At 71.0% G+C, this 20,770-nt stretch carries 17 protein-coding genes and 4 pseudogenes; 12 read left to right on the top strand and 9 right to left on the bottom strand.

Annotated features, from left to right (window positions below; all coding sequences use genetic code 11):
• The first annotated feature begins 33 nt into the window (after positions 1-33).
• Positions 34-1,206 (top strand): cytochrome P450, encoded by a 1,173-nt coding sequence (locus RV986_RS11570; protein WP_475917303.1) that lies wholly within the window; start codon positions 34-36, stop codon positions 1,204-1,206.
• A 96-nt stretch (positions 1,207-1,302) separates the two neighbouring features.
• Here RV986_RS11570 and RV986_RS11565 read toward each other — a convergent pair.
• Positions 1,303-2,966: pseudogene (locus tag RV986_RS11565) on the bottom strand (nuclease/transposase family protein).
• Positions 2,967-3,434: 468 nt separating this feature from the next.
• On the opposite strand from RV986_RS11565, the gene RV986_RS11560 reads away from it, so the two are divergent.
• From RV986_RS11560 to RV986_RS11550, 3 genes and pseudogenes are all read left to right on the top strand, one after another.
• Complete coding sequence (locus RV986_RS11560; protein WP_475917302.1) at positions 3,435-4,193, top strand: IclR family transcriptional regulator; 759 nt, start codon at positions 3,435-3,437, stop codon at positions 4,191-4,193.
• A gap of 138 nt (positions 4,194-4,331) precedes the next feature.
• Positions 4,332-5,450: pseudogene (locus tag RV986_RS11555) on the top strand (PP2C family protein-serine/threonine phosphatase); the annotation flags it as partial.
• Between the two features lie 314 nt (positions 5,451-5,764).
• Positions 5,765-6,445: pseudogene (locus RV986_RS11550) on the top strand (LysR substrate-binding domain-containing protein); the annotation flags it as partial.
• Between the two features lie 96 nt (positions 6,446-6,541).
• On the opposite strand, the gene RV986_RS11545 reads toward RV986_RS11550, so the two are convergent.
• Positions 6,542-8,215 (bottom strand): hypothetical protein, encoded by a 1,674-nt coding sequence (locus RV986_RS11545; protein ID WP_475917301.1) that lies wholly within the window; start codon positions 8,213-8,215, stop codon positions 6,542-6,544.
• A gap of 180 nt (positions 8,216-8,395) precedes the next feature.
• On the opposite strand from RV986_RS11545, the gene RV986_RS11540 reads away from it, so the two are divergent.
• Complete coding sequence (locus RV986_RS11540) at positions 8,396-9,019, top strand: RNA polymerase sigma factor (RefSeq protein WP_475917300.1); 624 nt, start codon at positions 8,396-8,398, stop codon at positions 9,017-9,019.
• An 18-nt stretch (positions 9,020-9,037) separates the two neighbouring features.
• On the top strand, positions 9,038-10,285 hold the full coding sequence (locus tag RV986_RS11535; RefSeq protein WP_475917299.1) for a CU044_5270 family protein: 1,248 nt from the start codon (positions 9,038-9,040) through the stop codon (positions 10,283-10,285).
• A gap of 74 nt (positions 10,286-10,359) precedes the next feature.
• Here the strand turns inward: RV986_RS11535 and RV986_RS11530 are convergent, their stop codons facing one another.
• The 3 genes from RV986_RS11530 to RV986_RS11520 all read right to left on the bottom strand — a co-directional run bounded on the left by RV986_RS11530 (position 10,360) and on the right by RV986_RS11520 (position 14,806).
• Complete coding sequence (locus tag RV986_RS11530; RefSeq protein ID WP_475917298.1) at positions 10,360-11,199, bottom strand: alpha/beta fold hydrolase; 840 nt, start codon at positions 11,197-11,199, stop codon at positions 10,360-10,362.
• 194 nt (positions 11,200-11,393) lie between these two features.
• Positions 11,394-12,092: an alpha/beta hydrolase gene (locus RV986_RS11525; protein WP_475917297.1), complete on the bottom strand. Its 699-nt coding sequence runs from the start codon at positions 12,090-12,092 to the stop codon at positions 11,394-11,396.
• 125 nt (positions 12,093-12,217) lie between these two features.
• Entirely contained in the window at positions 12,218-14,806 is a 2,589-nt protein-coding gene (locus tag RV986_RS11520) for an ATP-binding protein (protein WP_475924252.1), read from the bottom strand.
• Here RV986_RS11520 and RV986_RS11515 point away from each other — a divergent pair.
• The gene (locus RV986_RS11515) at positions 14,757-15,395 is read left to right on the top strand and encodes a methyltransferase (protein WP_475924251.1); all 639 of its coding nucleotides are present in this window, start codon (positions 14,757-14,759) and stop codon (positions 15,393-15,395) included. The two genes, RV986_RS11520 and RV986_RS11515, sit on opposite strands and share 50 nt — an antisense overlap.
• Before the next feature lie 37 nt (positions 15,396-15,432).
• Here RV986_RS11515 and RV986_RS11510 read toward each other — a convergent pair whose 3' ends face one another.
• A complete protein-coding gene (locus RV986_RS11510) occupies positions 15,433-15,690 on the bottom strand; it encodes a hypothetical protein (protein ID WP_475917296.1) in 258 nt (85 codons plus the stop codon).
• A 546-nt stretch (positions 15,691-16,236) separates the two neighbouring features.
• Here RV986_RS11510 and RV986_RS11505 point away from each other — a divergent pair.
• Together RV986_RS11505 and RV986_RS11500 are read left to right on the top strand one after the other, a co-directional pair.
• The gene (locus RV986_RS11505) at positions 16,237-16,731 is read left to right on the top strand and encodes a MarR family winged helix-turn-helix transcriptional regulator (protein ID WP_475917295.1); all 495 of its coding nucleotides are present in this window, start codon (positions 16,237-16,239) and stop codon (positions 16,729-16,731) included.
• On the top strand, positions 16,728-17,186 hold the full coding sequence (locus RV986_RS11500) for a MarR family transcriptional regulator (RefSeq protein ID WP_475917294.1): 459 nt from the start codon (positions 16,728-16,730) through the stop codon (positions 17,184-17,186). Before RV986_RS11505 ends, RV986_RS11500 begins: the two co-directional genes overlap by 4 nt.
• A gap of 381 nt (positions 17,187-17,567) precedes the next feature.
• Here RV986_RS11500 and RV986_RS11495 read toward each other — a convergent pair whose 3' ends face one another.
• Positions 17,568-18,056, bottom strand: coding sequence for a hypothetical protein (locus tag RV986_RS11495; RefSeq protein ID WP_475917293.1), 489 nt, complete (start codon positions 18,054-18,056; stop codon positions 17,568-17,570).
• Between the two features lie 408 nt (positions 18,057-18,464).
• Here RV986_RS11495 and RV986_RS11490 point away from each other — a divergent pair, with 408 nt between their 5' ends.
• Genes RV986_RS11490 through RV986_RS11480 form a run of 3 tightly spaced genes read left to right on the top strand, consistent with a single transcriptional unit; the run spans position 18,465 to position 19,716 of the window.
• The gene (locus RV986_RS11490) at positions 18,465-19,004 is read left to right on the top strand and encodes a SigE family RNA polymerase sigma factor (RefSeq protein ID WP_475917292.1); all 540 of its coding nucleotides are present in this window, start codon (positions 18,465-18,467) and stop codon (positions 19,002-19,004) included.
• A complete protein-coding gene (locus RV986_RS11485) occupies positions 19,001-19,204 on the top strand; it encodes a hypothetical protein (RefSeq protein WP_475917291.1) in 204 nt (67 codons plus the stop codon). Before RV986_RS11490 ends, RV986_RS11485 begins: the two co-directional genes overlap by 4 nt.
• Entirely contained in the window at positions 19,201-19,716 is a 516-nt protein-coding gene (locus RV986_RS11480; RefSeq protein WP_475917290.1) for a hypothetical protein, read from the top strand. Before RV986_RS11485 ends, RV986_RS11480 begins: the two co-directional genes overlap by 4 nt.
• A 287-nt stretch (positions 19,717-20,003) precedes the next feature.
• Here RV986_RS11480 and RV986_RS11475 read toward each other — a convergent pair.
• Together RV986_RS11475 and RV986_RS11470 are read right to left on the bottom strand one after the other, a co-directional pair.
• Positions 20,004-20,201 (bottom strand): annotated as a pseudogene (locus RV986_RS11475) (CorA family divalent cation transporter); the annotation flags it as partial.
• A 312-nt stretch (positions 20,202-20,513) separates the two neighbouring features.
• Entirely contained in the window at positions 20,514-20,702 is a 189-nt protein-coding gene (locus tag RV986_RS11470; protein WP_475917289.1) for a hypothetical protein, read from the bottom strand.
• Between the last annotated feature and the right edge of the window lie 68 nt (positions 20,703-20,770).

The following is a 20,770-nucleotide window of genomic DNA, read 5'->3' as shown; positions in this document are numbered from 1 at the left end:
GATCCGTTTCCCGTTGCCCGGCCAAGGCTCGTGATGAGCGTCGTCGACTCCTTTCCGCTCGGCGGCGCGACCACGCTCGCCGAACTCGCCCGGGATCCGCACCCGCGACTGGCGCTGCTGCGTGCGCGGGAGCCGGTGTCCTGGCTGTCCGAGCTGGACGGCTGGCTGGTGACCCGGCGCGACCTCGCGCTGAGCGTGATGCGGGACGCCGAGACCTTCACCGTCGACGACCCCCGGTTCTCCACCGCCCAGGTCGTCGGGCCGAGCATGCTGTCCCTGGACGGCGAGGAGCACGCCCGCCACCGTGAACCCTTCACCGCTCCCTTCCGCCCCCGGGAGGTGCGCGAGGGCTTCGCCTCGTTCATCGAGCGGGAGACCGACCGGCTGATCACCGCGCTGGCACCGGCGGGTGCCGTCGAACTGCGACGCGCCTTCGCCGGCCCGCTCGCGGTCGCCGTCGTGACCGAGGCACTCGGGCTGGCCGGCACCACCGCGGCCACGGTGCTCTCCTGGTACGACTCCATCGTGCGGTCGGTCTCGGACATCACCGCCGGACAGGAGGCGGGACCCGCCGGCGCCGCGGCCTACGCGCAGCTGCGGGCCGCCGTGGAAGCCACCGTCGCCGCCGGCGGGTCCTCGCTCCTCGCCTCCGCCGCCGGGCAGCTGGCGCCGCCCGAAGTGGCGTCCAACGCCGCGGTGCTGATGTTCGGCGGGATAGAGACCACCGAGGCGATGATCACCAACGCGCTGCTGCACCTGATGCGCCACCCCGACCAGCTCGCCCTCGTGCGCGCCGACCCCGACCTGCTGGACGGCGCGATCGAGGAATCGCTGCGCCTCGAACCCGGAGCGGCGGTCGTGGACCGCTACGCCACCCGGGACACCGTTCTCGGCCCGGCCACGATCCGCCGGGGTGACCTCGTCACCGTCTCCCTGACGGGCGCCAACCGCGACCCGGCCGTCTTCCCCGACCCCGACCGGTTCGACGTCCGACGCGCGAACGCCCGTCTCCAACTGGCCTTCGCGCACGGCCCGCACTACTGCCTCGCCGCGCACCTCGCCCGGCTGGAGACCCGTATCGCCCTCCAGCGCCTGCTGGAGCGTCTCCCCGCCCTGCGCCTCGACCCGGACCACCCCACCACCCCGCAGGGCCTGGTCTTCCGCAAGCCCCTCACCCTGCACGTGCTGTGGGACAGCCACGTCTGACCGCCGTCGGTGCGCGGGCGAGTGACCAACGGAGCCGGCGGGACCGCGCTTCCGCGCTCGCGGGAGGGCCGGATTTCTCCTCCAGCGGAACCGTTCCTAAGGACTGAGCGGGAGTGAGTCCTGTTGCCAGAACTCATGCTCAGCCGAACGCCCCGAACGGTGTTGGGCGTTCTGGTCCCCCGTGTTCGCTCCGCGTCCGGGCGGCACGGATCGTGTCCGTGGTCCGGGGATGCGGGGGCGGGGTCCCTCACACCCAGAGACCTCCGGTTCGGCCTGGACGGTCCGATGCCCCGCACGATCACTCTGGTCGTGCGGGGGCGGTGCCGCCCTCCCCCAGTGCCTCAAGGGCCTGGGAGGTACCCCCAGCCGGATCGGGTGTCCCTGGGCGCGCCTTCCGATCGCCACCGCTGCCGCGTCGTGGCGAGTCGTCCTACGGTTGCTGCTGGTAAGAGGCTTCTGCCAGTGCTGGGCGCCCCACCGAGAGGTGTAGGCCGGGTCCACGGCGATGATCGCGATGCCGGTCTGGTCGGCCATGGAGGTCAGCCGGGCGCGGAGCCTGCCGGTGGGCATGCCGGAGATGACCTGCCGGAACCACTTCCTGCGGCCGTGCTTCTCGCGGGTCTTGTCCGCGGCGAAGTCCAGGTCCTCGATCGCGATTGCCTTCACCCCGCACGACATGGTCCAGTGCAGGAGCCGGGTGAGGGCGTGGCGGACTTGGGCGTCGCGGTGGTCTCGTGTGCCGGCCAGGTCGTAGCAGAAACGGCGCGGGGCACCGATGGGGTTGCCGTGGACATCCAGGCGCCAGGCGGCGAGGTGGTCGGCGTTCATGTCCACGCCGATCACGCCGTCGGCGAGTGCGGCACGGATGGGGATGGCCGGGGTGGGCGGGATCTGCCAGGAGGCGGTGAGGTACCAGCGGTCCCGGCCCGCATCCAGGTGGATACGGTAGGCGACGGCACGGTTGGTCTCGACGCGGTCGGCCCACTCGGCGCCCCGGTGAGGGAACCTGGCCCTGCAGGCGAGGACGTACCGGCCGTGCCCGGCGTTCGCCAGATGCGCGAGCGGCGCGGGCAGCCTGATGCTCACCTCGCCCTCGGGGCTGACGCGGATCGTCTCGTTGCCGTAGCGCTTGCCGGATTCTCCGTCCGCCTGGCAGAACCAGCGTTCGGCCTCCCACCGCTGACGCCAGTGCGCCTCGGTGAGCCGGGTGGCCTGAAGGTGGTGCCGGGTGCGGGCCAGGTGCTTGCCGCCGCGCACGACATGCACGAGCCCGGCTTCGCGGTCGGCCCGCTCGGCGGCCAGCCGGTCTTCCAGCACGTGCAGGCGGCGCGCCTTGGCGTGCCACTCCTGCCGCGACCGGTAGCCGCCCGGCGCCCCTTTGGAGCCCTTCTGGCCGAGGGGCAGGGACAGCCGGTGAGCGAGGGTCCTGATGCCCGCTTCCAGGTTCTGGACGTGCGCGAGCTGACAGCGGCGGGCCAGCGCCCACTGGTCGTGCGACGCCTTGGTGATCGTCCCGGCCCAGCGTGACGACGACAGAGGCGTCAGCTCCCGCTTGCGGGCCGCCCACGTGTCAGCGGAATGTGCAGGCCGTCACGGCACCGCGCCGCAAGGTCCTTCGCAGCGAGCGCACCCAGATGCGCGCCGACCAGCCGCAGCACCTTCTCGTCCCCGGGCGTCAGGTGCTTGAGCCGTGTACGGATCGCGACACCGGCCGGAGCGGACGCGATGAACGGCTCCGTCAGCTGCCTCAGCCCGCCCACCCCTTCACCCCCGCCTGGTCCCACCCCAAGGAACCCTGTCACCGCATCTAACGAGCACCCCTCGCGAAGGTCACGCATTCGATGCAAGAACGTCAGTTCCCCCCTGGCGCCTGGCACGGCCACCGCCACCGGCACTCACTCCCGCTCACCAGAACATGCTTGAGCCCACTCCAGCGGCAGCAGCTCCAGACCCCCACGGCGACGCGCTCCTGCCGGAACTTGGGGAGCTCGGCGCTCAGCAGGGTTTGGCTCCGGCACTCCACACCATGATCGCCCCACGGGCGTCGATGACGGCCGCGGAGTCCTCCGGTACGGGTTCCTGCGCCGATCCTCCGGCCGATCCTCCGGATGAGACATGCTCGCTCTCCATGGGTTCTTGCCCTCGTTCCCTCCTCGACGGAGCCCGGTCGCCCGCCCGGGGGACCGTGCGCCTTGCCTGCCTCGTGCGTCTGGCGCAGGCTGGTCTGTATGGGTGTTCACGACGGCCCTACTCTCATTACTTCCGTGCAGCGGGCGTTCCGTCTGCTGGAGGCGGTGGGCGCGCACGAGAACGGCGTACCGGCGAAGCAGCTGGCGCGCGAGACCGGTCTGCCCCTGGCCACCGCCTATCACCTGCTGCGGACGATGGTCCACGACGGATACATACAAAAACTGGACGACGGCGGGTTCGTCCTGGGCGACAAGGTGCAGAGCCTGCACACCACGGGCCGCGGGCAGGCGCTGCTCAGCCGTGTCCGTCCCACGCTCGCCGCACTGCGGGACGATCTGGCGACCGCCGCCTACCTCACGTTCTACGAGGACGGCGAGATCCGGGTCGCCGAGATCGTCGACGGCCCCCGGGCGCCCCGGGTCGACCTCTGGGTGGGGTTCGAGGACGCGGGGCACGCCACCGCGCTGGGCAAGTGCGTGCTGCGGGAACTGGACGACGACTCCCGCAAGGACTACCTCTCCCGGCACCCCCTCGCCGGCCTCACCCCACGGACCATCACCAGCCCTCCGGAACTGCTCCGGCGGCTCGACTCCTCACCCGAGGCCCCGGCCGTCACGGACCTGGAGGAGTACGCCCTCGGCACGGTCTGTGTCGCCGTGCCCGTCTACAGCGGGGACACGCTCGGCTCGCTCGGTGTCTCCCTGTCGGCGAACCGGCTCCACCGACTGGAGGAGGTCGTGGAGCGGCTGATCCCGACCGCGGGTCGGGTGACCAGGAGCCTTTCGCTCACTATCTGAAAATCCTCTTCTTGTAACGCCCGCGGCGAACCCGTTTGCTGGATGAAACGGACATATCGGAAGTCCGTCCGGCATACAGGTGAGGACTGCGGACGAAACATGACTCAGGCTCAAGACCATTCCGGCGACCACGGGCCGATGTGGTCGTTGAGGTACCGAGTGGCCGGACCCGGGTGGTCGGCCCGTAGACGCGCCGCCGCGCAGGTGGCCGCCGGTGCGCCCGCCGTGCCTGTACTGATCGTTTTCGCCATCGTGCTCGTCGACCACTTCGGCGGAGCGGGAATGATCTGGCTGCCCCTGCTCGCGGCCGGACCCGCTCTCGCCGCCACCACCAGCGGGCCCCGCGGAGTCCTCTCCGTCGGTTTCCTGGCCACGGTGCTGGCCACGGTGCTGGGCGCCCGGGGCGGAGTCCCGGGCCGTGAGCTGTCGGCCGTGCTGTCCGCCCTGGTGGCCGTCACCCTGGCGAGCGGCCTGGCCAGCGCGCTGCGCGGGCGCCGCGAACGGGTCCTCGCGGCCGTCCGTTCGGTCGCGGAGGCCGCCCAGCACGCGCTGCTCAAGCCCGTACCGGCGACCGTCGGCCCGTTCCAGGCGGCCGTCCGCTACAGCGCCGCGGCGGCGGAGGCCCGGATCGGCGGGGATCTCTACGCGCTCCTGCCCACGCCGTACGGGGTCAGGCTGATCGTCGGCGATGTGCGCGGCAAGGGGCTGCCGGCCGTGGAGACCGCCGCCCTGGTACTCGGTGTCTTCCGCGAGGCCGCCTACGACGAGCCCGATCTCCTCGCCGTCGTCGGCAGGATCGAGCGGAGCCTGGCACGCAACCTCGGGGCCGACGACTTCGTCACCGCCGTGGTCGCCGGACACCCGCGGGCCGGCCATCTGGAGATGGTCAACTGCGGACACGCGCCTCCACTGCTGGTACGCGCCGGCGGAGACATCGACGTAGTGACGGTGGAACCCACCCACCCCGCCCCGCCCCTCGGGCTGCGCGCCCTGACGGGTGAGACTCCCACCCTCCAGGTGCTGCCCTTCACCGACGGTGATCAACTCCTGCTCTACACCGACGGGGTCACCGAGGCCCGCAACCACAGCCGCGAGTTCTACCCGCTCGCCGAAGGGCTGGCGCGCCACGTGTCCGACGAGCCGGCACGCACCCTCACCGCGCTCCACGACGAACTGCTGGCGCACGTGGGCGGGCGGCTCCACGACGACGCGGCGCTGCTCCTGCTCCGCAAACCGGCCGTCCCCGGGCCGGCGTCCGGTACCGGACACGGCAGCGGCCCCGGCGTCGGCTCCTCCTTGCGGGGCTCCTCCTTGTCCGGCTCCCGGTCCTCCGTCACGGGCGCGGCCGCGGGCATGGGCGTCTGCGCGGGCATGAGCCTGGGGACGGGCATGGGCATGAGCACGGGGATGTGCGCGGGCATGGGCCTGGTCGTGGGATGCCAGGCCGCAGACAAGGGCGGCGCAGCGTGGGGCGGCGCAGCGCGGGGCGCTCGGTCGGGCTCTGTGTTCAAGACCTGAGCAGCAGGTCCTGCTCCACCGGGGGTGTGCCGTCGTGCCAGGGCAGGGCCTAGATCGACGCGACCGCGCGGGAACTGTCCGGCCTGCCCGGCACGGTCCGGCTGGGGTGGTTTCCGAGTGCCGGAGCCGTCCTGCTGCCCCGGGCCCTGGTGGCGCTGCGCCGCACGGACCCCGGCCTGCACGTCGTCAGCGGCGAAGGCGGCACCCCGGCGCTGGTACGCGCCCTACGGGCCGGCAGCCTGGACCTCGCCCTCCTGGCGTCGGCACCGCCGTTCCGCCCGCCGGACGCCGAGTCGCCCCCGCCGGCACTGCAGACACTCACCGAACGCGCGCTGTGTCTGGCGCTGCCCGTCACCCACCCGCTCGCCCGCGGCGACTTCGTCGACGTGGCCGACCTGCGCGGACAGCGCTGGATCGCCGGTTCCTCCTCCGGCGAGGACCGGCTGCTGGGGGCATGGCCCGGCCTGGACGAACGGCCCGAGATCGCCCACACCGCCCGCGACCGGCCGGCCAAGCTGCACCTCGTCGCCGCCGGATGCGGACTGACCACCATCCCCTTTGCACTCGCCGCCGCCGCGCCACCGGGCGTACGCGTCCTGCCCGTGCGCGGTGGGCCCCAGGAGCAGCGGCGCCTGTTCCTGGCCCGCCTTCCCCGCCCGCCCGCCGAACCGGTCACCCGCGTGGCAGCCGCCCTCCGTGCCGCGGCTCTCGACCTCGACGCGCCGGCCCGGTGAGAGCGGTCCGGTGAGAGCGGCCCGGGGAGAGCGGTCCGATGAGGGCGGACCGATGAGAGCGGTCCGGCCGACGCGTCGGCTCCTGGCGAAGGGCCGTCAGTCGGAGCAGCAGCCGCTCGTCGCGCCCGCGGTGTCGAGTCGGCAGAAGCACGAGGCCTCGATGGGGACGTCCGCGAGCGCGGTGGCCACGATGAGCTGCTGGGCGACGATGCGGGCTTCCGCAGTCCTGCCGAGCCGCACAAGGCATTCGTGGAAGCCGTGCAGGGCCCAGACGTTTCCCGGATGCCGAGAGGACCTGGGCAGGGTGTCGTCGAGTCCGAGGTCGGCCCGGTAGACGGCCTCGGCCTCCTCGACCCGGCCCTGTTCCAGCAGGAGCGCCCCGTAGGCGTGACGGGTCGGCTGCATCCAGCCCCACGGTTCGTCGTAGGGCAGGTGGTCGTCGAGTTCGACGGAGCGTTCCAGGGAGGCGAACGCCAGGTCGTACTCGCCCTTGCGGTAGGCGAGTTCGCCGTCGAGCATGGCGGCGGCGATCGCCAGGATGTCCCGGCAGGTGTTGTTGAACAGCATCCGCGTCTCTGGAACCCGTGCGGCCGCGCGGCGGAACAGCTCTCGTTCGGCCTCGGCCCCGGCGGTCGCCCCGGTGGCGGAGTACGCCACGCCGCGCGCGTAGTGCCGCATCGCCGTGGTGACGCAGTACAACCGCGGGTCGGCGGGCGCGGGCAGCGCGAGGATCTCCGCCCACCGGCCGAACCGGATCAGTACGTGCACCCGCATGGCGAGGAAGCCCTCCAGCCAGTCGGCCATGGGCGGGCTCTCCACGCGCAGCAGTTCCTCGGGGACGGACGCCTCAAGCTGCGCGACCGCCTCCAGCGCCGTCCCGGACTGACCGAGGAACATCGCACCGTAGATCTTGAAGTGATGGTTGTGCGAGCGGTACAGCGTGTAGAAGTTCAGCGCGCCGGCCCGTCGCACGTACTTCTCGTCGGCCTTGATCGCGGCGTTGTTGGCCGACACGACCCGTCGGTAGTCCCCGCACAGCACATCGAGGTGCGAGGGCATGTGGTGCAGGTGTCCCGCGTCCGGTACCAGTCCCGGCAGCCGGTCGGCGACGGCGAGGGCCTCCTCCGGTGTCGACGACATCTCCATCAGGTGGATGTACATGTGCAGGACGCCCGGGTGACCTGCACCGGACCCGGTCAGCAACGCACGGTCGAGGACGGCCTTCGCCTCCAGGGTGCGCGCACCGGGGGCGGGCTCGCCCGTGCGCAGGTCCCACAGCTGCCACGGGGTGAGGTTCATCAGCGCGTCCGCGTAGAGCGTGGCCACGTCGAGGTCGTCGGGCGCGCGTTCGTACACGGCGCGCATGGCCTCGGCATAGGGCTCGTTCCACACGGAACAGTCCTGCACGGCGCGCGCGGCGGGGTAGCGCTCGCGCAGCGCCTCGATGAGCGCGCGCTCGGTCGGTGTGGCCCCCTCGCTCAGTGCGTGAGCCCGTTCGACGGCGGCATGCGTCCGTTCCACCGTGCGCCGCAGATCGACGTCGTCGAAGAACTCCCAGGGTTTGTTGTAGTTGGGGCCCAGGGCGTACGCGACACCCCAGTACGCCATGGCACAGTCGGGATCCGCGGCCGCCGCCGACTCGAAGCAGGTGACCGCCTCTTCGTGGTTGAACGCGTAACTCCACACCAGACCACGGTCGAACCAGCGCTGTGCTTCCGGAGAACGGGTCGACACGGGCCGGGTCGAGGTCCCGAGGTCGAAGTAGTCCATGAGCATCTCCTGAGGAGGCTTTTTCCTGATGACGCCGGGCACGGACCGTCACCCCCCAGTCTATTTCCGCTGTCCCCGGTCCATTTTCGCGATCTTGCGCACGGAATTTTCGCCCGCCCTGTAAGAACTGGGCCGCCGCGCGCATTGCTTGGTGAGAGAGCCGATACGAGGGGACGGCACGTGACACATGCCCAACATTTCCGGGACGTCTACGAGGAGTGCTACCCGCGCGTCCTCGCCTACACCACGAGCCTGGTGGGACGACAGGTAGGGGAGGACATCACCAGCGAGACGTTCACCGTTGCCTGGCGGCGGGTGCGGGACATTCCGCAACCCGCGCTGCCCTGGCTCCTGGGAGTGGCTCGCAACCTGGTGCGCGAACTGCGTCGCAGGGACAGCCACCAGTACGCCCTCGCCGCCGAGGAGGCACAGCGCATCAACAGCGGTGCCCGGACCGACGACGGCGATGTCGCGGTGGACGTGACCGACCGCGAAGCCGCGCTGCAGGCCCTGGCGAGCCTGTCCGACGCCGACCGGGAACTGCTGACACTGATCGCCTGGCACGGGCTGAGCGCCAAGCAGGCCGCACGGGTCCTGGGCTGCACCACCGCGACGCTGACCGTCCGGCTGCACCGGGCCCGCCGCCGTCTGGAGAAAGCCCTGGACGAGGTGTCCCTGGCGGAGACGGCGCCCGTACCGGAGGCGGTGTCCGTAGCGGAGACGGCACCCGTACCGGTGGCGGTGTCCGTACGAGAGCCGGTGTCCGTACCGGCCGCACAGGCCCCGCACCCCGCACCGCACTGATCGCAAAGGAGTACTCACATGAAGAACACCCACGAACGGTCCGGGCGGCCCGACGTCATGAAGGTGCTCGCGGGCGCCCGGCCCGACGAACTGGACCCGTCCCGGCTCGCGGGCTCCCCGCGCCAGCGCGAGGACCTGGCCCGCATCCTGGCCGGAGCGACGGAAAGCCGTGCGGCACACTCCCGGGTACCGCGCGGCCTCTGGGGCGGGATCCGGCCGCTCGGGACCGTGGCGGCCCTCGCAGCCGTCGCGGCGTCCGCGGTGGTCGTGACCACGCTCGACCGGCAGGACGCTTCGGGCGTGCGGGGCGCACAGCCGCAGTCCTCCGCCACCGCGTCGGGGTCGGGTTCGGCGGCGTCGGACGGCCGGGGTGACGTCCGCGTCGACGGCCGCCTCGAACTGCTCAGCGTGGCCAAGAAGGCGGAGACACCGGCCGCCGAAGGAACGTACTGGCAGACCACCACACGCGGGGAGGACGTGAACGTCGTCGGTGAGGCGGGACAGCTCTTCACCGTGCGCACCACGTCGACCGACGAGTGGTCGGTGGGGGTGCGCCCGGGAACCCAGAGCCTGATGGTCACCGGTCTGCACGGCCTGACCGCGCCGCGCACCGAGGCGGACGAGGCACGCTGGCGGGCCGCGGGCTCACCCGGCACGGTGCAGGCCCAGGTGACGGGAGCGGCCGGAGACGGCACGTTGGGGTACACGATGGGCACCCGGCAGCCGATGGTCATGCGGACGGACGCCAACGACAAGATCTACGCCCTCGGCCCGCGGAACATCACCTACCAGGATCTGCTCGAACTGCCCTCCACCAGCGGGAAGTTGCGCCAGCAGCTGGAGCGGCTGTACAAGGAGGACAACGGGGCCGACACCAGCGCCGGCCGCACGGCCTATGTGCTGCGCGTCGCGGCCGACCTCATCACGATGCCGGTGAAGCCCGGCGTACGGGCGGCCGCGTACCGGGTGATGGCCGAACTGCCCGGCGTCCGGGGGCTGGGGCGTGTCACCGATCCCCTGGGCCGTGAGGGCATCGGTTTCGCTTTCCCCGGCACGGCGCGGACACCGCTGGGGAGCGTGCAGCAGCGGCTGGTCGTGGACCCGGCCACCGGTGCGATGCTCAGCGAGCAGAGCGTGCTGGTCGAACCGTCCGCCAGGGCCCGGGAAGCGGGTCTCGACGCGGGCACGACGGTGAACTACTCGGCGACGACCCGGATGAGCTGGGGCGAGCACCAGATCACGGTGCCGGTGAACGCCGAGCACTGAGCCGGCCGCCCCCTCCAGGACGCGATGGCTGCGTGCTGCCCCGGCCCGTGGGGTGCGGGCCGGGGCAGCGGAGGTCAGCCGGTGGCCCTGACGGCCGATTCGATGAGGCGGGTGGTGGCGGTCGGGTGGCTGATCATGGGGACGTGGGAGGCGCCCGGCACCTCGACGACATGGGCGTTGGCACGCTTGTAGAAGAAGCGTTCCAGGGCGGGTGGGATGGCCTTGTCCTCGGTGGCGACCATGCCCCAGGAGGGGATGGTGCGCCAGGCGGCGGCCTGGGTGACGTCGGTGAGGGAGGAGGCGCTGAAGGGCCGCTGGGTGGCCTGCATGAGCCGGGTGGTGGCGAGGGGCAGGTCGGCGGCGAACGCGGACCGGAATGCGTCCGCCCGCAGATACAGGTCGGTTCCGGCGCTGCCGTCGGGGTTGGTGAAGGGGACTCCCTGGACGGAGTCGGCGATCAGGGAGCCGGGGTAGGTGCTGAGCAGGACACCGAGTTGCTCGCCCTCGGCGGGGGCGAACGCGGCGATGTAGACCAGCGCCTTGACGTCGGGGTTGCCGGCGGCGGCGTTGGTGATGACGGCGCCGCCGTAGGAGTGCCCGACCAGGACGATCGGGCCGCTGATCGACTTGAGGACACTGGCGATGTAGGGGGCGTCCGTGGGCAGGCCGCGCAGCGGGTTGGCCGGGGCGATGGTCTCGTAGCCGTCGTGCTGGAGTCTGCTGATGACGCCGTTCCAGCCGGAGGCGTCGGCGAAGCCGCCGTGCACCAGCACGATCGTCGGCTTGGCCCCGGGTGTGCTGTGGCCGGCGACCGCGGCCGTGGAGCTGCCCGGTGTGACGAAGGCTGCCGTCGCGGCAGCGGCTGCTCCGGTGGTGATCACTCTGCGGCGGGTGAACGTACGGCGGACGGGCATGCGGGAACTCCTGGGTGATGGGCTGGGATGGGTGACTCGTCCGGGCGTCCGGGCGTCCGGGCGTCCGGTCAGACGGGCGTCCGGTCAGACGGGCGGACGGGCGGACGGGCGGACGGGCGGACGGGCGGACGGGCGGACGGGCGGACGGGCCGCGCGGGCGAGGCGGCCGTGTGGCGCGGGAGCGCCCGCGGCTTCTACGACCGGCCGGTGCCGGCCTCGGCGGCCTGGGCGATGACGGCGGCCACCGTGGCCGGGCGGGAGACGTAGACGGCGTGGCTTCCCGGGGTCTCGGTGACGGTCATTCCGGCCCGCTCGGCCATGACACGCTGGACGGGCGGCGGGATCATCCGGTCGTCGGTGGCGATGAGGTACCACGACGGCTTGGTCCGCCAGGCCGGTTCGGAGACCGTTCCGCCGAGCGCGTCGAGGCCCCAGGGAACCTGGGAGTCGGCCAGGAACGCCGCCTCCGCCTCGGGCAGGTCGGCGGCGAAGGACGCCGCGAACTTGTCCCGGTCCAGGAACAGGAACCCGTCCTTGGGCGGCAGGATCGGCGGGACCGGTGCGCCGGGCGCCGGGTCGGCGACCAGAGTGCCGACCGACTCGCCCTTGTCGGGGGCGAACGCGGCGATGTAGGCGAGCGCGGCGACGCCCGGGTGGTGGCCCGCCTCGGTGATGACGGCACCGCCGTAGGAGTGGCCGACCAGAACCGCCGGGCCGTCGAGGCCGTCGAGGACCTGGTGGGTGACGGCGACGTCACCGGCCAGCGACAGGGTCGGGTTCTGCACGACGGCCACCCGGTAGCCGTCGGCGGTCAACTGCTCGTGGACGCCCTGCCATCCCGATCCGTCCACGAAACCGCCGTGCACGAGCACGATGTTCCTGATTGTCGACATGGTCACTCCTGACCTGGATGGACAGGCCCGACGCCTGTCCGGCGCGCCTCAGTCAAGTCGCGGGGGCGCGGCCCGGCCATGCAGAACAGCACGCAGAAGTTCCGCGCTCCGCGGCTTTCGGCGGGTCAGGGTGCGGCGGTCGCCCGGTCGCCGCAGCGGTGGTGCGCGTCGGCGTCGCCGATCGCCTCGTACATCTCCGCGGCACGTGTGTACGCGCGGCGGCTCTCGCCGCTGCGGCCCTCCTCGGCCAGCAGGTCCGCGAGATTCTCCAGGGCGTCGGCGTGCCAGGGGCTGGGATCGAGCTGCTCCCCGGGAGCGGTCGCCTCGGTGAGCGCCGCGATCGCCTCGGCACGACGGCCGAGAAGCGCCAGACACTTGCCGAGCGGGGCCAGTGTGTGCCGCCGGATGAACGCCGCGATGCCCGGTGTCATCCCTGATCCCTCGTCACTTGCCAGCGCGATCACTTCGAGGAAGCGTTGCAGCGCTTCCTCATGGCGCCCCAGGTCACGCAGGCAGAGGCCGAGGTTGATGAGGCTCGACCCGTAGGCGTCGATGTCACCGATGGCCTTGAACGTCTCCGCCGCCCGGGACGCCGACGCGGCGGCCTCGTCGAGCTGTCCGAGCAGGCGGTACCCCGGTACGGCGTAGTGGTGCGACCACGCGACCTGCGCCGTGGCGCCGCTCCGGGTGGCGAGGACCATCGCCTCGGCCGTGTACCGCAGGATGGCTTCCGGCTCGCGGGTCTGGATCCCGTGGACCCAGGCCACATAGTTCAACTGGGCCGCGTGCTGCACCGGATCACCAAGGGCGGCGGCGGCCTCCGCGCCGAGGGTGAAGACCTCGCGCCAGTGCGGCCAGAGCGCCCATCGGTCGGAGTACCAGTGCATCGACTCGGCGCAGTCGAGCACCGCGGCGTGCCGGCCGCTGCCCGCCGCGTGCCGTAACGCGCCCAGCCAACTGTCCACGTTGGCGCGCAGCCACTGGTCGGCCTCTTCCGGAGAGGACAGGGCGACGATGTCGGTATCGGCCCCGTCGGGACGGCCGTACGCGGGTTCGAACCACCGCCCGGCCGTCGTGGCCGTCCGCAGCAGCCACGACGTCGTCCTGTCGGTGAGCGCGTCGCGTTCGGCCGAGGTCTCCTCCTGCTGCAGCCGGTCGCGGCCGAAGAGCCGCACCAGGTCGTGGAACCGGTACCGGCCCGAGGCGCTGTCCTCCAGCAGGCCGAGGTCGACGAGTTCGTCGAGCGCGTTCCAGGCGTCCTCGATCGAGGTCCCGCCGGCAACCGCCGCCAGGGCCGCGTCGAAGTCCCGGCCGGGCACCACGGCCAGCCGGCGGAAGACCTGCCGCGCGGAAACCGCGAGCTGTTCGTACGACATCCCGAACGCATTGGCGATCTTGAGGTCACCGGCCCTGAACTGTTCGAGGCGGCGCTCCTCGTCCGACAGCCGGGCGGCGAGTTCGACGGCGCTCCAACCGGGCCGGCTCACCAGCCGGTTGCCGATGATCCGCAGCGCCAGGGGCAGCCCGCCGCACAGCTGCGCGAGCCGGGAGAGTGCCGGTTCCCCGTCCGAGGCGGAACGTTCGCCGACGATCGCGGTCAACAACTCCGTGGCCTCCGCCAACTGCAGGGGACCCAGGATGAGCCTGCGCACGCCCTCCAGACCGGCCAGCAACCGCCGGCTGGTGACCAGAACCCTGCCCGCGCCCCCTCCCGGCAACAGCGGGCGGACCTGCTCCTCGGACGCGGCGCTGTCAAGCACGACCAGCGCACGCCTGTCCCGCAGCAGCGAGCGGAACAAGGAGGCACGCCCCTGGGTGTCGGCCGGTATCAGCTGATCCGCGACACCGAGCGCACCCAGCAGCAGCCCCAAGGCGTCATCGACGGCGAGGGGTTGCTGGGACATGCCGAACAGATCGACGAAGAACACCCCGTCGGGGAAACTCGACCGCAGGGCGTGGGCAGCGCGGACGGCGAACGTGGTCTTGCCCAACCCGGCGGAGCCGGTGATGAGCCCCACCACGGCGACACCCGGCGAGTGCTCGGTGTGAACGAGATCGTCGATCCAGGCCAGTTCCGCGTCGCGGCCGGTGAAGTCGTCGACGGAGCGGGGCAGTTCACACAGTCCGGTCGGACGCGTCCAGTGATCCCGCAGGCGGCCGTCTCGCGCCAGTTCGATGAACTGCTTACGGGCGCCGCCCTCCAACGCGAGCGCGTCCGCCACAGCGGTGACGGTCCGGTGCTGGGGCCCCTTGCTCCGTCCGCGCTCCATGTCCGACAACGTTCGGGCACTGACCCCTGAGGCCTCGGCGAGTTGCTCCAAGGTCAGCCGCCCTGCGCGCCGATGACGGCGCAGCAACTCCGCGAGGTTCGGACGCTCGGCGATGAGGCCACTCCTTCTCGGCGACACATCAGGACTTGACCCGCTTCGATCGGCTGCCAGCCTACTCGGGAGGCCGAGGCACACGAGGTGTGCGAACGCGCCAGACGCCCCGGCCGGGGACCGCACGCGCCGGAGCGCCCACGGTTCGCCCGGGCAGGCGCGGCGGTCGCGCACGTCGAGGCTGGCCGCGAACCCGGGTCGAACACCCCGTCGTGGACGACGACCGCTACGTGCCTTGGCGGGATCGCTGTCATCCGCGTCGTTTCTGCTGCTGATGTGATCACTGACCACGCTGCAGCAGGACGATCCCCACTCGCTGCGGCATTTCGCCATCTCGCAGTCCGCGTCGGGCCACTGGCTGCCGTGGGGCAGGTTCCCCGAGGCCGTCCGAACGGGCCGGCACCAGGTCACCGCGGCCCATGGCGAAGCGAACATCTTCGACTACTTCTCCAAGCACCTCGACGAAGCGTCCTCCTTCACCGAGTCCATGAGCAACCTGTCACGTGCCGCCGCCCTCGACATCGCCGCCGTGCTGGACACGAAGGACGTCACCCTAGCCCTGGACATCGGCGGAGCCGGCGGTGACGTCATCCGGGCCATGATGAGGGCCAACCCCGAACTCAACGGCGGGGTTTTCGACCTGCCGCACATCGTCCCGGCCGCCGCCGAAGCCGCCAAGGCCGAGGGACTCGACGGGCGTTTCACCACCGCCGGCGGGGACTTCTTCGAGTCGGTTCCCGCAGCGGACCTCTACGTGCTGAAGTACATCCTGCACGACTGGGACGACGCCAACTGTGTCCGCATCCTTCAGACTGGGGAATCCGGTGGTTTCTTCACCTGGAAAGTGCCACCGGACCGCGCGGGAACAAGGAATTCGACGATCCTCATTCTCGCTGGTCAGGGGCACTCTCTGTGTTCCTGATCGGCTGCCGGACAGTCCAAGCCGTGAAAGCGCGAGGCTAGGGCGTCCACACGAACGCGTGCGTGCTGCCGTCCGCCGTGTCGCCGTACCCGGTGACCTGGCCCTGGTCGTTGATCGCACGCCCGGCGCTGTACGTCCCGTCGCTGAGCGTGCCCAGGTCCCTCATCGTCCCCGCGGACAGCGCCGGCGCCGTGGCCTCCGCGGCCCCTGCGACCTCAACAGGCGCCGTCAGCGCCCCGGCCAGGATGGCCACAGCGGCCAGACCACGTCTGCCCCGATATCGTCCAACCAACATGCCTTGCTCCTCCCCCTGGCCGGCCCGTTTGGCCGGCACGTCAAGCAATCACGAGGCTGGACGGGCTTTCAACCGGTTCCCGGCCAACAGTGCCGGGCCGCCAAGGACTCCTGACACATTGAGCTGCGGGCTCATGGGGAACGGCGTATCAGGTTCTTTGATGTTCCTGGAGGTGGCGACGACCGGGACGAAGGCGAGTACGCGAAGGCCGTGGGAGATCGAGGACGGTCCACGGGACCGGATCACACCACTGCCGCGCAGGTCGAGGGTGACCGCGGGTGTCCGGGACGCCCGCACCACTCTGTCTCGGGGCGGGGGATGCGGTCGAGTCCTGGGGTGGCCGGCCCCGCCGCACTTCGCTCGGGGCCGGGGCGCCCGGCGGATCAGTCCTCGGACAGGAGCCAGCCGATGTGCAGTTCTTCCGCACCCGGGCGGCATGTCCGCATGAGCTCGGCGCGCTCGGCATCGTTGGTCTGCTCGGGGTGCGCCGTCGCATCCGCCGGAAAATAGTAGCCATGGACATAGTAGCTATGTACTGTATTTGGCATGGGCAAGGTTTCACCGGGCCCCACGCCCGGCTTCCTGGTATGGCGGCTCGCCAACAAGTGGCGCGTCGCGGTCGATCGCGCGGTGGCTCCGCTGGGTCTCACCCACGCGCAGTACGTACTGGTCGCGTCGCTGCACGGCATGCAGCGCACCGGCGAGCGGCCCAGCCAGCGCCGACTCGCCGACCACACCGGCCTGGAGGCGCTGTACGTCTCGAAGCTGGCGCGCGCCCTGGAGTCGGCCGGTCTGATCGAGCGCACCCGCGACCCCCGCGACCCGCGCGCCGTACAGCTCGCCCTCACCGAGCAGGGCCAGGCCCTCACGCGGCAGGCCATCGGGGCGGTCCAGGAACTGCTTCAGCAGTTGCTGGAGCCGCTCGGCGGCCTCGACGCCCCGCGGACGCGCGCGTTCACCGACGAGCTGACGACCCTGCTCGACGCACCTCTCACTCCATCCGTACCGAACGACGAGAGCACTCAGGGGACAACACCATGACCACGACTGCATCCACCACCACCGAACCCGTCGCCGACGCCCGCGCCCTCGCCCTGGCCCACTACGCCGCCCGCGGCGTCCTGGAGCACGTCCTGGCCCGGCACGGCATCACGTTCCAGCAGCAGATCACCCTGCGCGCCGCCCTCACCGCCGACGCCCCGCAGACGCCGGACGATCTCGTCGCCCAGGTCCAGGGCTCCCTCAAGGCCGATCCGGCCGACATCCGCGTCACTCTCGACGAGTTGCTGGCCAAGCAGCTGCTCGTCGCGGACGGCGCGCACCTTCGGCCCACGGACGCAGGGCGCGAGCTGACGGCCGCCGTCGGCGCGGAGACCGCCCCCGTCAGCGCCCGCGTCTGGGGCGGGATACCCGCCGCGGACCTGGCCGTCGCCGGCCGCGTCCTCGCCCTGGTCACCGAGCGCGCCAACGCGGAGCTTGCGGCGCTGACCGCCTGACCGCGCGAGCGCGGCGTCGGCTTCACCTCGCTGCACGAGAACCTGGACACCACCACACCTGGCGGCAGGCTTCGTCTTCCACGTCTTCGCCGCCCCGGCGGAGTTCATCCGGGAACTCGTCGTCATCGGCACCAACGAGGGCCTGGCCGCCGCCCGCGCCCGTGGCCGGGTCGGCGGGCGCCCCAGCGTCGCCACCGAGGAAGTCATCCGCGCCGCCCGCGATCTGTTGCCCGACCCCGGTGGCTCGATCACCTCGATCGCGAAGCTACGGGGCGTCTCCCCGGGCACGCTCCACAACCACATCCCCGACCTCCGAGAGCTCCGGGCGGGTGCAGTGCCCCGCCGGCTCGAAGCCCCCACGAGGGCGAATCCGCAGATTGATCACGCTCCATACGGGCCCGGGCGCAGGGCGGCGGCCATCCACTCCCGGATTGCCGCCGCCCGGTCCGGGTCCGGGTCCGGCTTGGGCGTACCGTTGACCGTCGCCACCAGGGAGTGGTACCTGGTCAGCAGCTTCAGGCCGGTCGCCTTGGCCCGCCACTGCGCCGCCTTGCCGTTCCGGTCGAACTCGACGATGCCGCGCCGGGCCTTGTCGACGTCGTGCTGCCCTGTCATGGCGGCGACCAACTCGGCCGAGTCGACGGCCACACGCTCGGCGATGTCCCGGGCCTGCGGCGAATCCGCGGGCACGCCGGCCTGCTGGGAGGCCCGTGCCTCCACGAGAAGCTTCCGATGCCTCTCGACGCGGGCCATCATCTCCGGTGAAGCCATCAGCTTGCCCTGCCCGGTGCCGAAGGCGCGGTGGAAGAAGTCCCGCAGCCTCGCCGGACTCCACCTGCGCGCCTCGACGATCCGGATCAAAGACCTCACCCGGACCACCCATTGATCACGACTCGATACGCGCCCTGGCAGAGTCCTGCACGCGATCTTGAAAACTGTCTTCGCAGCGATGTGACCGTGGGTTCACATCCCACACCCACCGCAGATGAACGGCCCCTGACCAGCTAAACCGGTCGGGGGCCGTTCTCATGTGCGCTGTCGGTCAACCACCGTGGTTCCCCGTCAGTCACCGGTCGATCGGGCACGGCAGGGGCACGGGCACCTTCTGATCCGTAGCTCTGGCCGGATCGGTCGGCGACGGTCGTTCCGATCGCTGCCGGGCGGGGTCGTGTTGATGCTGCTGTGGCTGCCGGGGAGGCTATTTCTATCCCCGAAGTCCACGAACGAGGCAACGGTCCGGTCGGCTCATGGACTCATTTCCCCATGTAGGAGGTGTTCATGAGGGACGGCAAGCAGGTTCGGGACGAGGAGTTCCGGAGATTCATGACCGGCCACCGGCCGCGACTGATGCGTACTGCGTTTCTCCTCACGGGGGAGCGGCACGCCGCCGAGGACCTGGCCCAGTCGACGATGGAGCGGGTCTACGCGGCTTGGCGCAGGGTCGGCTCGGCCGACGACCCGGAGGCGTACGTCCGGCGCGTGATGATCAACGCGCATGCCCGCAGGCACAGAAGAAAGCTGAGGGAGTTCCTGGCACCGAGGGACGACTCGGACCTGGCCGACGAGGTGGCCGACACCGACGACCGGATGGCCCAGGCCGACGACCGCCGCGCTCTGCTCGAAGCGCTCGCCCAACTGCCCGCCCGGCAGCGGGAGGCGGTGGTCCTGCGTTATTGGGCGGACCTGACGGAGACGCAGACGGCAGAGGCGATGGGCTGCTCGGTCGGCACGGTCAAGAACAACGCGGCCAAGGGGATCACGAAGCTGCGCGCCATACCGGTACTGGGCGACGCGGTGTTGCAGAGGAGGCGGAAGTGACGAGTACGGACCTGGAGAACGACGACATGGCACAGAGAGAGATCACCCCCCTCCTCACGGACGCCGCGGACGAGTTCGAGGTCGGTGCAGCCCCCGTCCAGGCGGTCATACGGGCCGACAGCAGGCGCAGGGCGCGGCGGCGGACGGTGACGGCGGTCGCGGCAGTGGTGCTGGCGGGGTCGACGGGGCGCTGGCGGTGACCGGCCTGCCCGGCACGGGCGACTCCGCCTCGCACGCGAAGCCGGCCCCGGCGGACGAACGCCAAGTGGATGAACCGCAGATCTCGCACGTGGGCTTCGGTACCTACGGGGGCAAGCAGTGGGGCGTCAACGTGCAGGTGTGGGCAGCGCCGCGCGACAGGACCGAGGCCACCCGGCAGATGGAGGCCATGAACAATTGGGGGCTCACTCCGGCGACCACGGGCGGACCTTCTGACCTGGTCGGCAAGACGAGCTACTTCGTCATCCGCGGTTACGGTGACTCCAGCCCGCGGCTGGTGACGTTCGACACGGTCGGCGAGCTGCCCCGGCCGAAGGGAACCGACATCCGCGCCGTTCCCCAACCCCTCACCGAGGACGGGGACCCGCTGCGCCTGGTCGTCGGCACGGTCGCCAAACCGCGAAGCAGGTCGCCTGCCATTGGACGGACGGCAGCACCACCCTGGCCAACCGGGCTCCCGAGAACTCCGCTCAGCGCAACACGCAAGCCGTGATCCGGTCTGTCCACGGCTACCCCACCGCGAACTGGTTCGTCTGCGTGGCCCCGGGATCCACCACGTACAAGTCCGCGGAGGTGACGAAGTAACCAGATGCTGGGCCCCCGAAACGGATGGGCACAGCAACCTGCTGTGCCCATCCGTTTCGGTGTTCCGCCTCGGCAGCCCACTTTTCTCCGTGCTGACCACCCCTTCCGGATGGCGCCGCAGCGGAGAGGCTCTCGCAGATCAACGCCCGCGATCGAGGCCGCACCTCTCACGGCGGCGCCTCTCGCGGCGACTACTCAGAGCCAGTCCTTCCGCTTGAAGATGACGTACAAACTGGTGCAGACAATCGCCGTCAGGACGATCGCGAAGGGATATCCGAGTGCCCAGTGCAACTCCGGCATGCGCTCGAAGTTCATCCCGTAGATCATGCCGACCAGGGTCGGGGCGAAGAGGATGGCCGCCCAGGAGGAGATCTTCTTGACGTTGTCTACCTGGTGGCGCTGACCTGCGGTGATGCTGCTGGGAACGTCTCTGGCCCGGGCTGATCCGTCTTTCTGGGTCTTTCACGCTCGTGCCCGGTTACGCAGTCGATTCTCCCCACGCGCTCCCCAGAGCCGCTCGTACTCCCCAGATTCTCCCCAGAGAGTGGCCCCGCGCGTGGCCGGTGGGGCGTGCTGGAGAAGCTGCGTCGGCGGGTCCGGTGATCACAGGCGGTTACTGCCGAGGGTTGGGGCAGAAGCCGTCGGCAGTTGCTGCCACCCGTTTTGCGTGCCTCTCCATGATCTCCGGATGAGGCTGCCCATTCGTCAGGGCAGCAGGTGAACGGCCAGGACGGAGCCGTCCTGATGTATCGAGACGGGACCGTCCCACTTCTTGTCCCATGTGCCGGAAGGCCACGTGGAGCGCAGAGCGTAGACATCGCTGCGGTATTGCTCCAGGCGACCGCGGCTCAGGTGGCCGAAGAGATCGGCGTGGACTCCGGAGAGTGCCTCCACGCGTGTTCCGTTGAGTCGGAAGACGTGGTCGGTGCCGACGAACGGGATGCCGAGCAGAGTGTATTCGG

This window comes from Streptomyces sp. RLA012 (assembly GCF_056270325.1).
The sequence above is the reverse complement of the archived record's forward strand: the minus strand, read 5'-3'. Positions and strand labels throughout refer to the sequence as shown.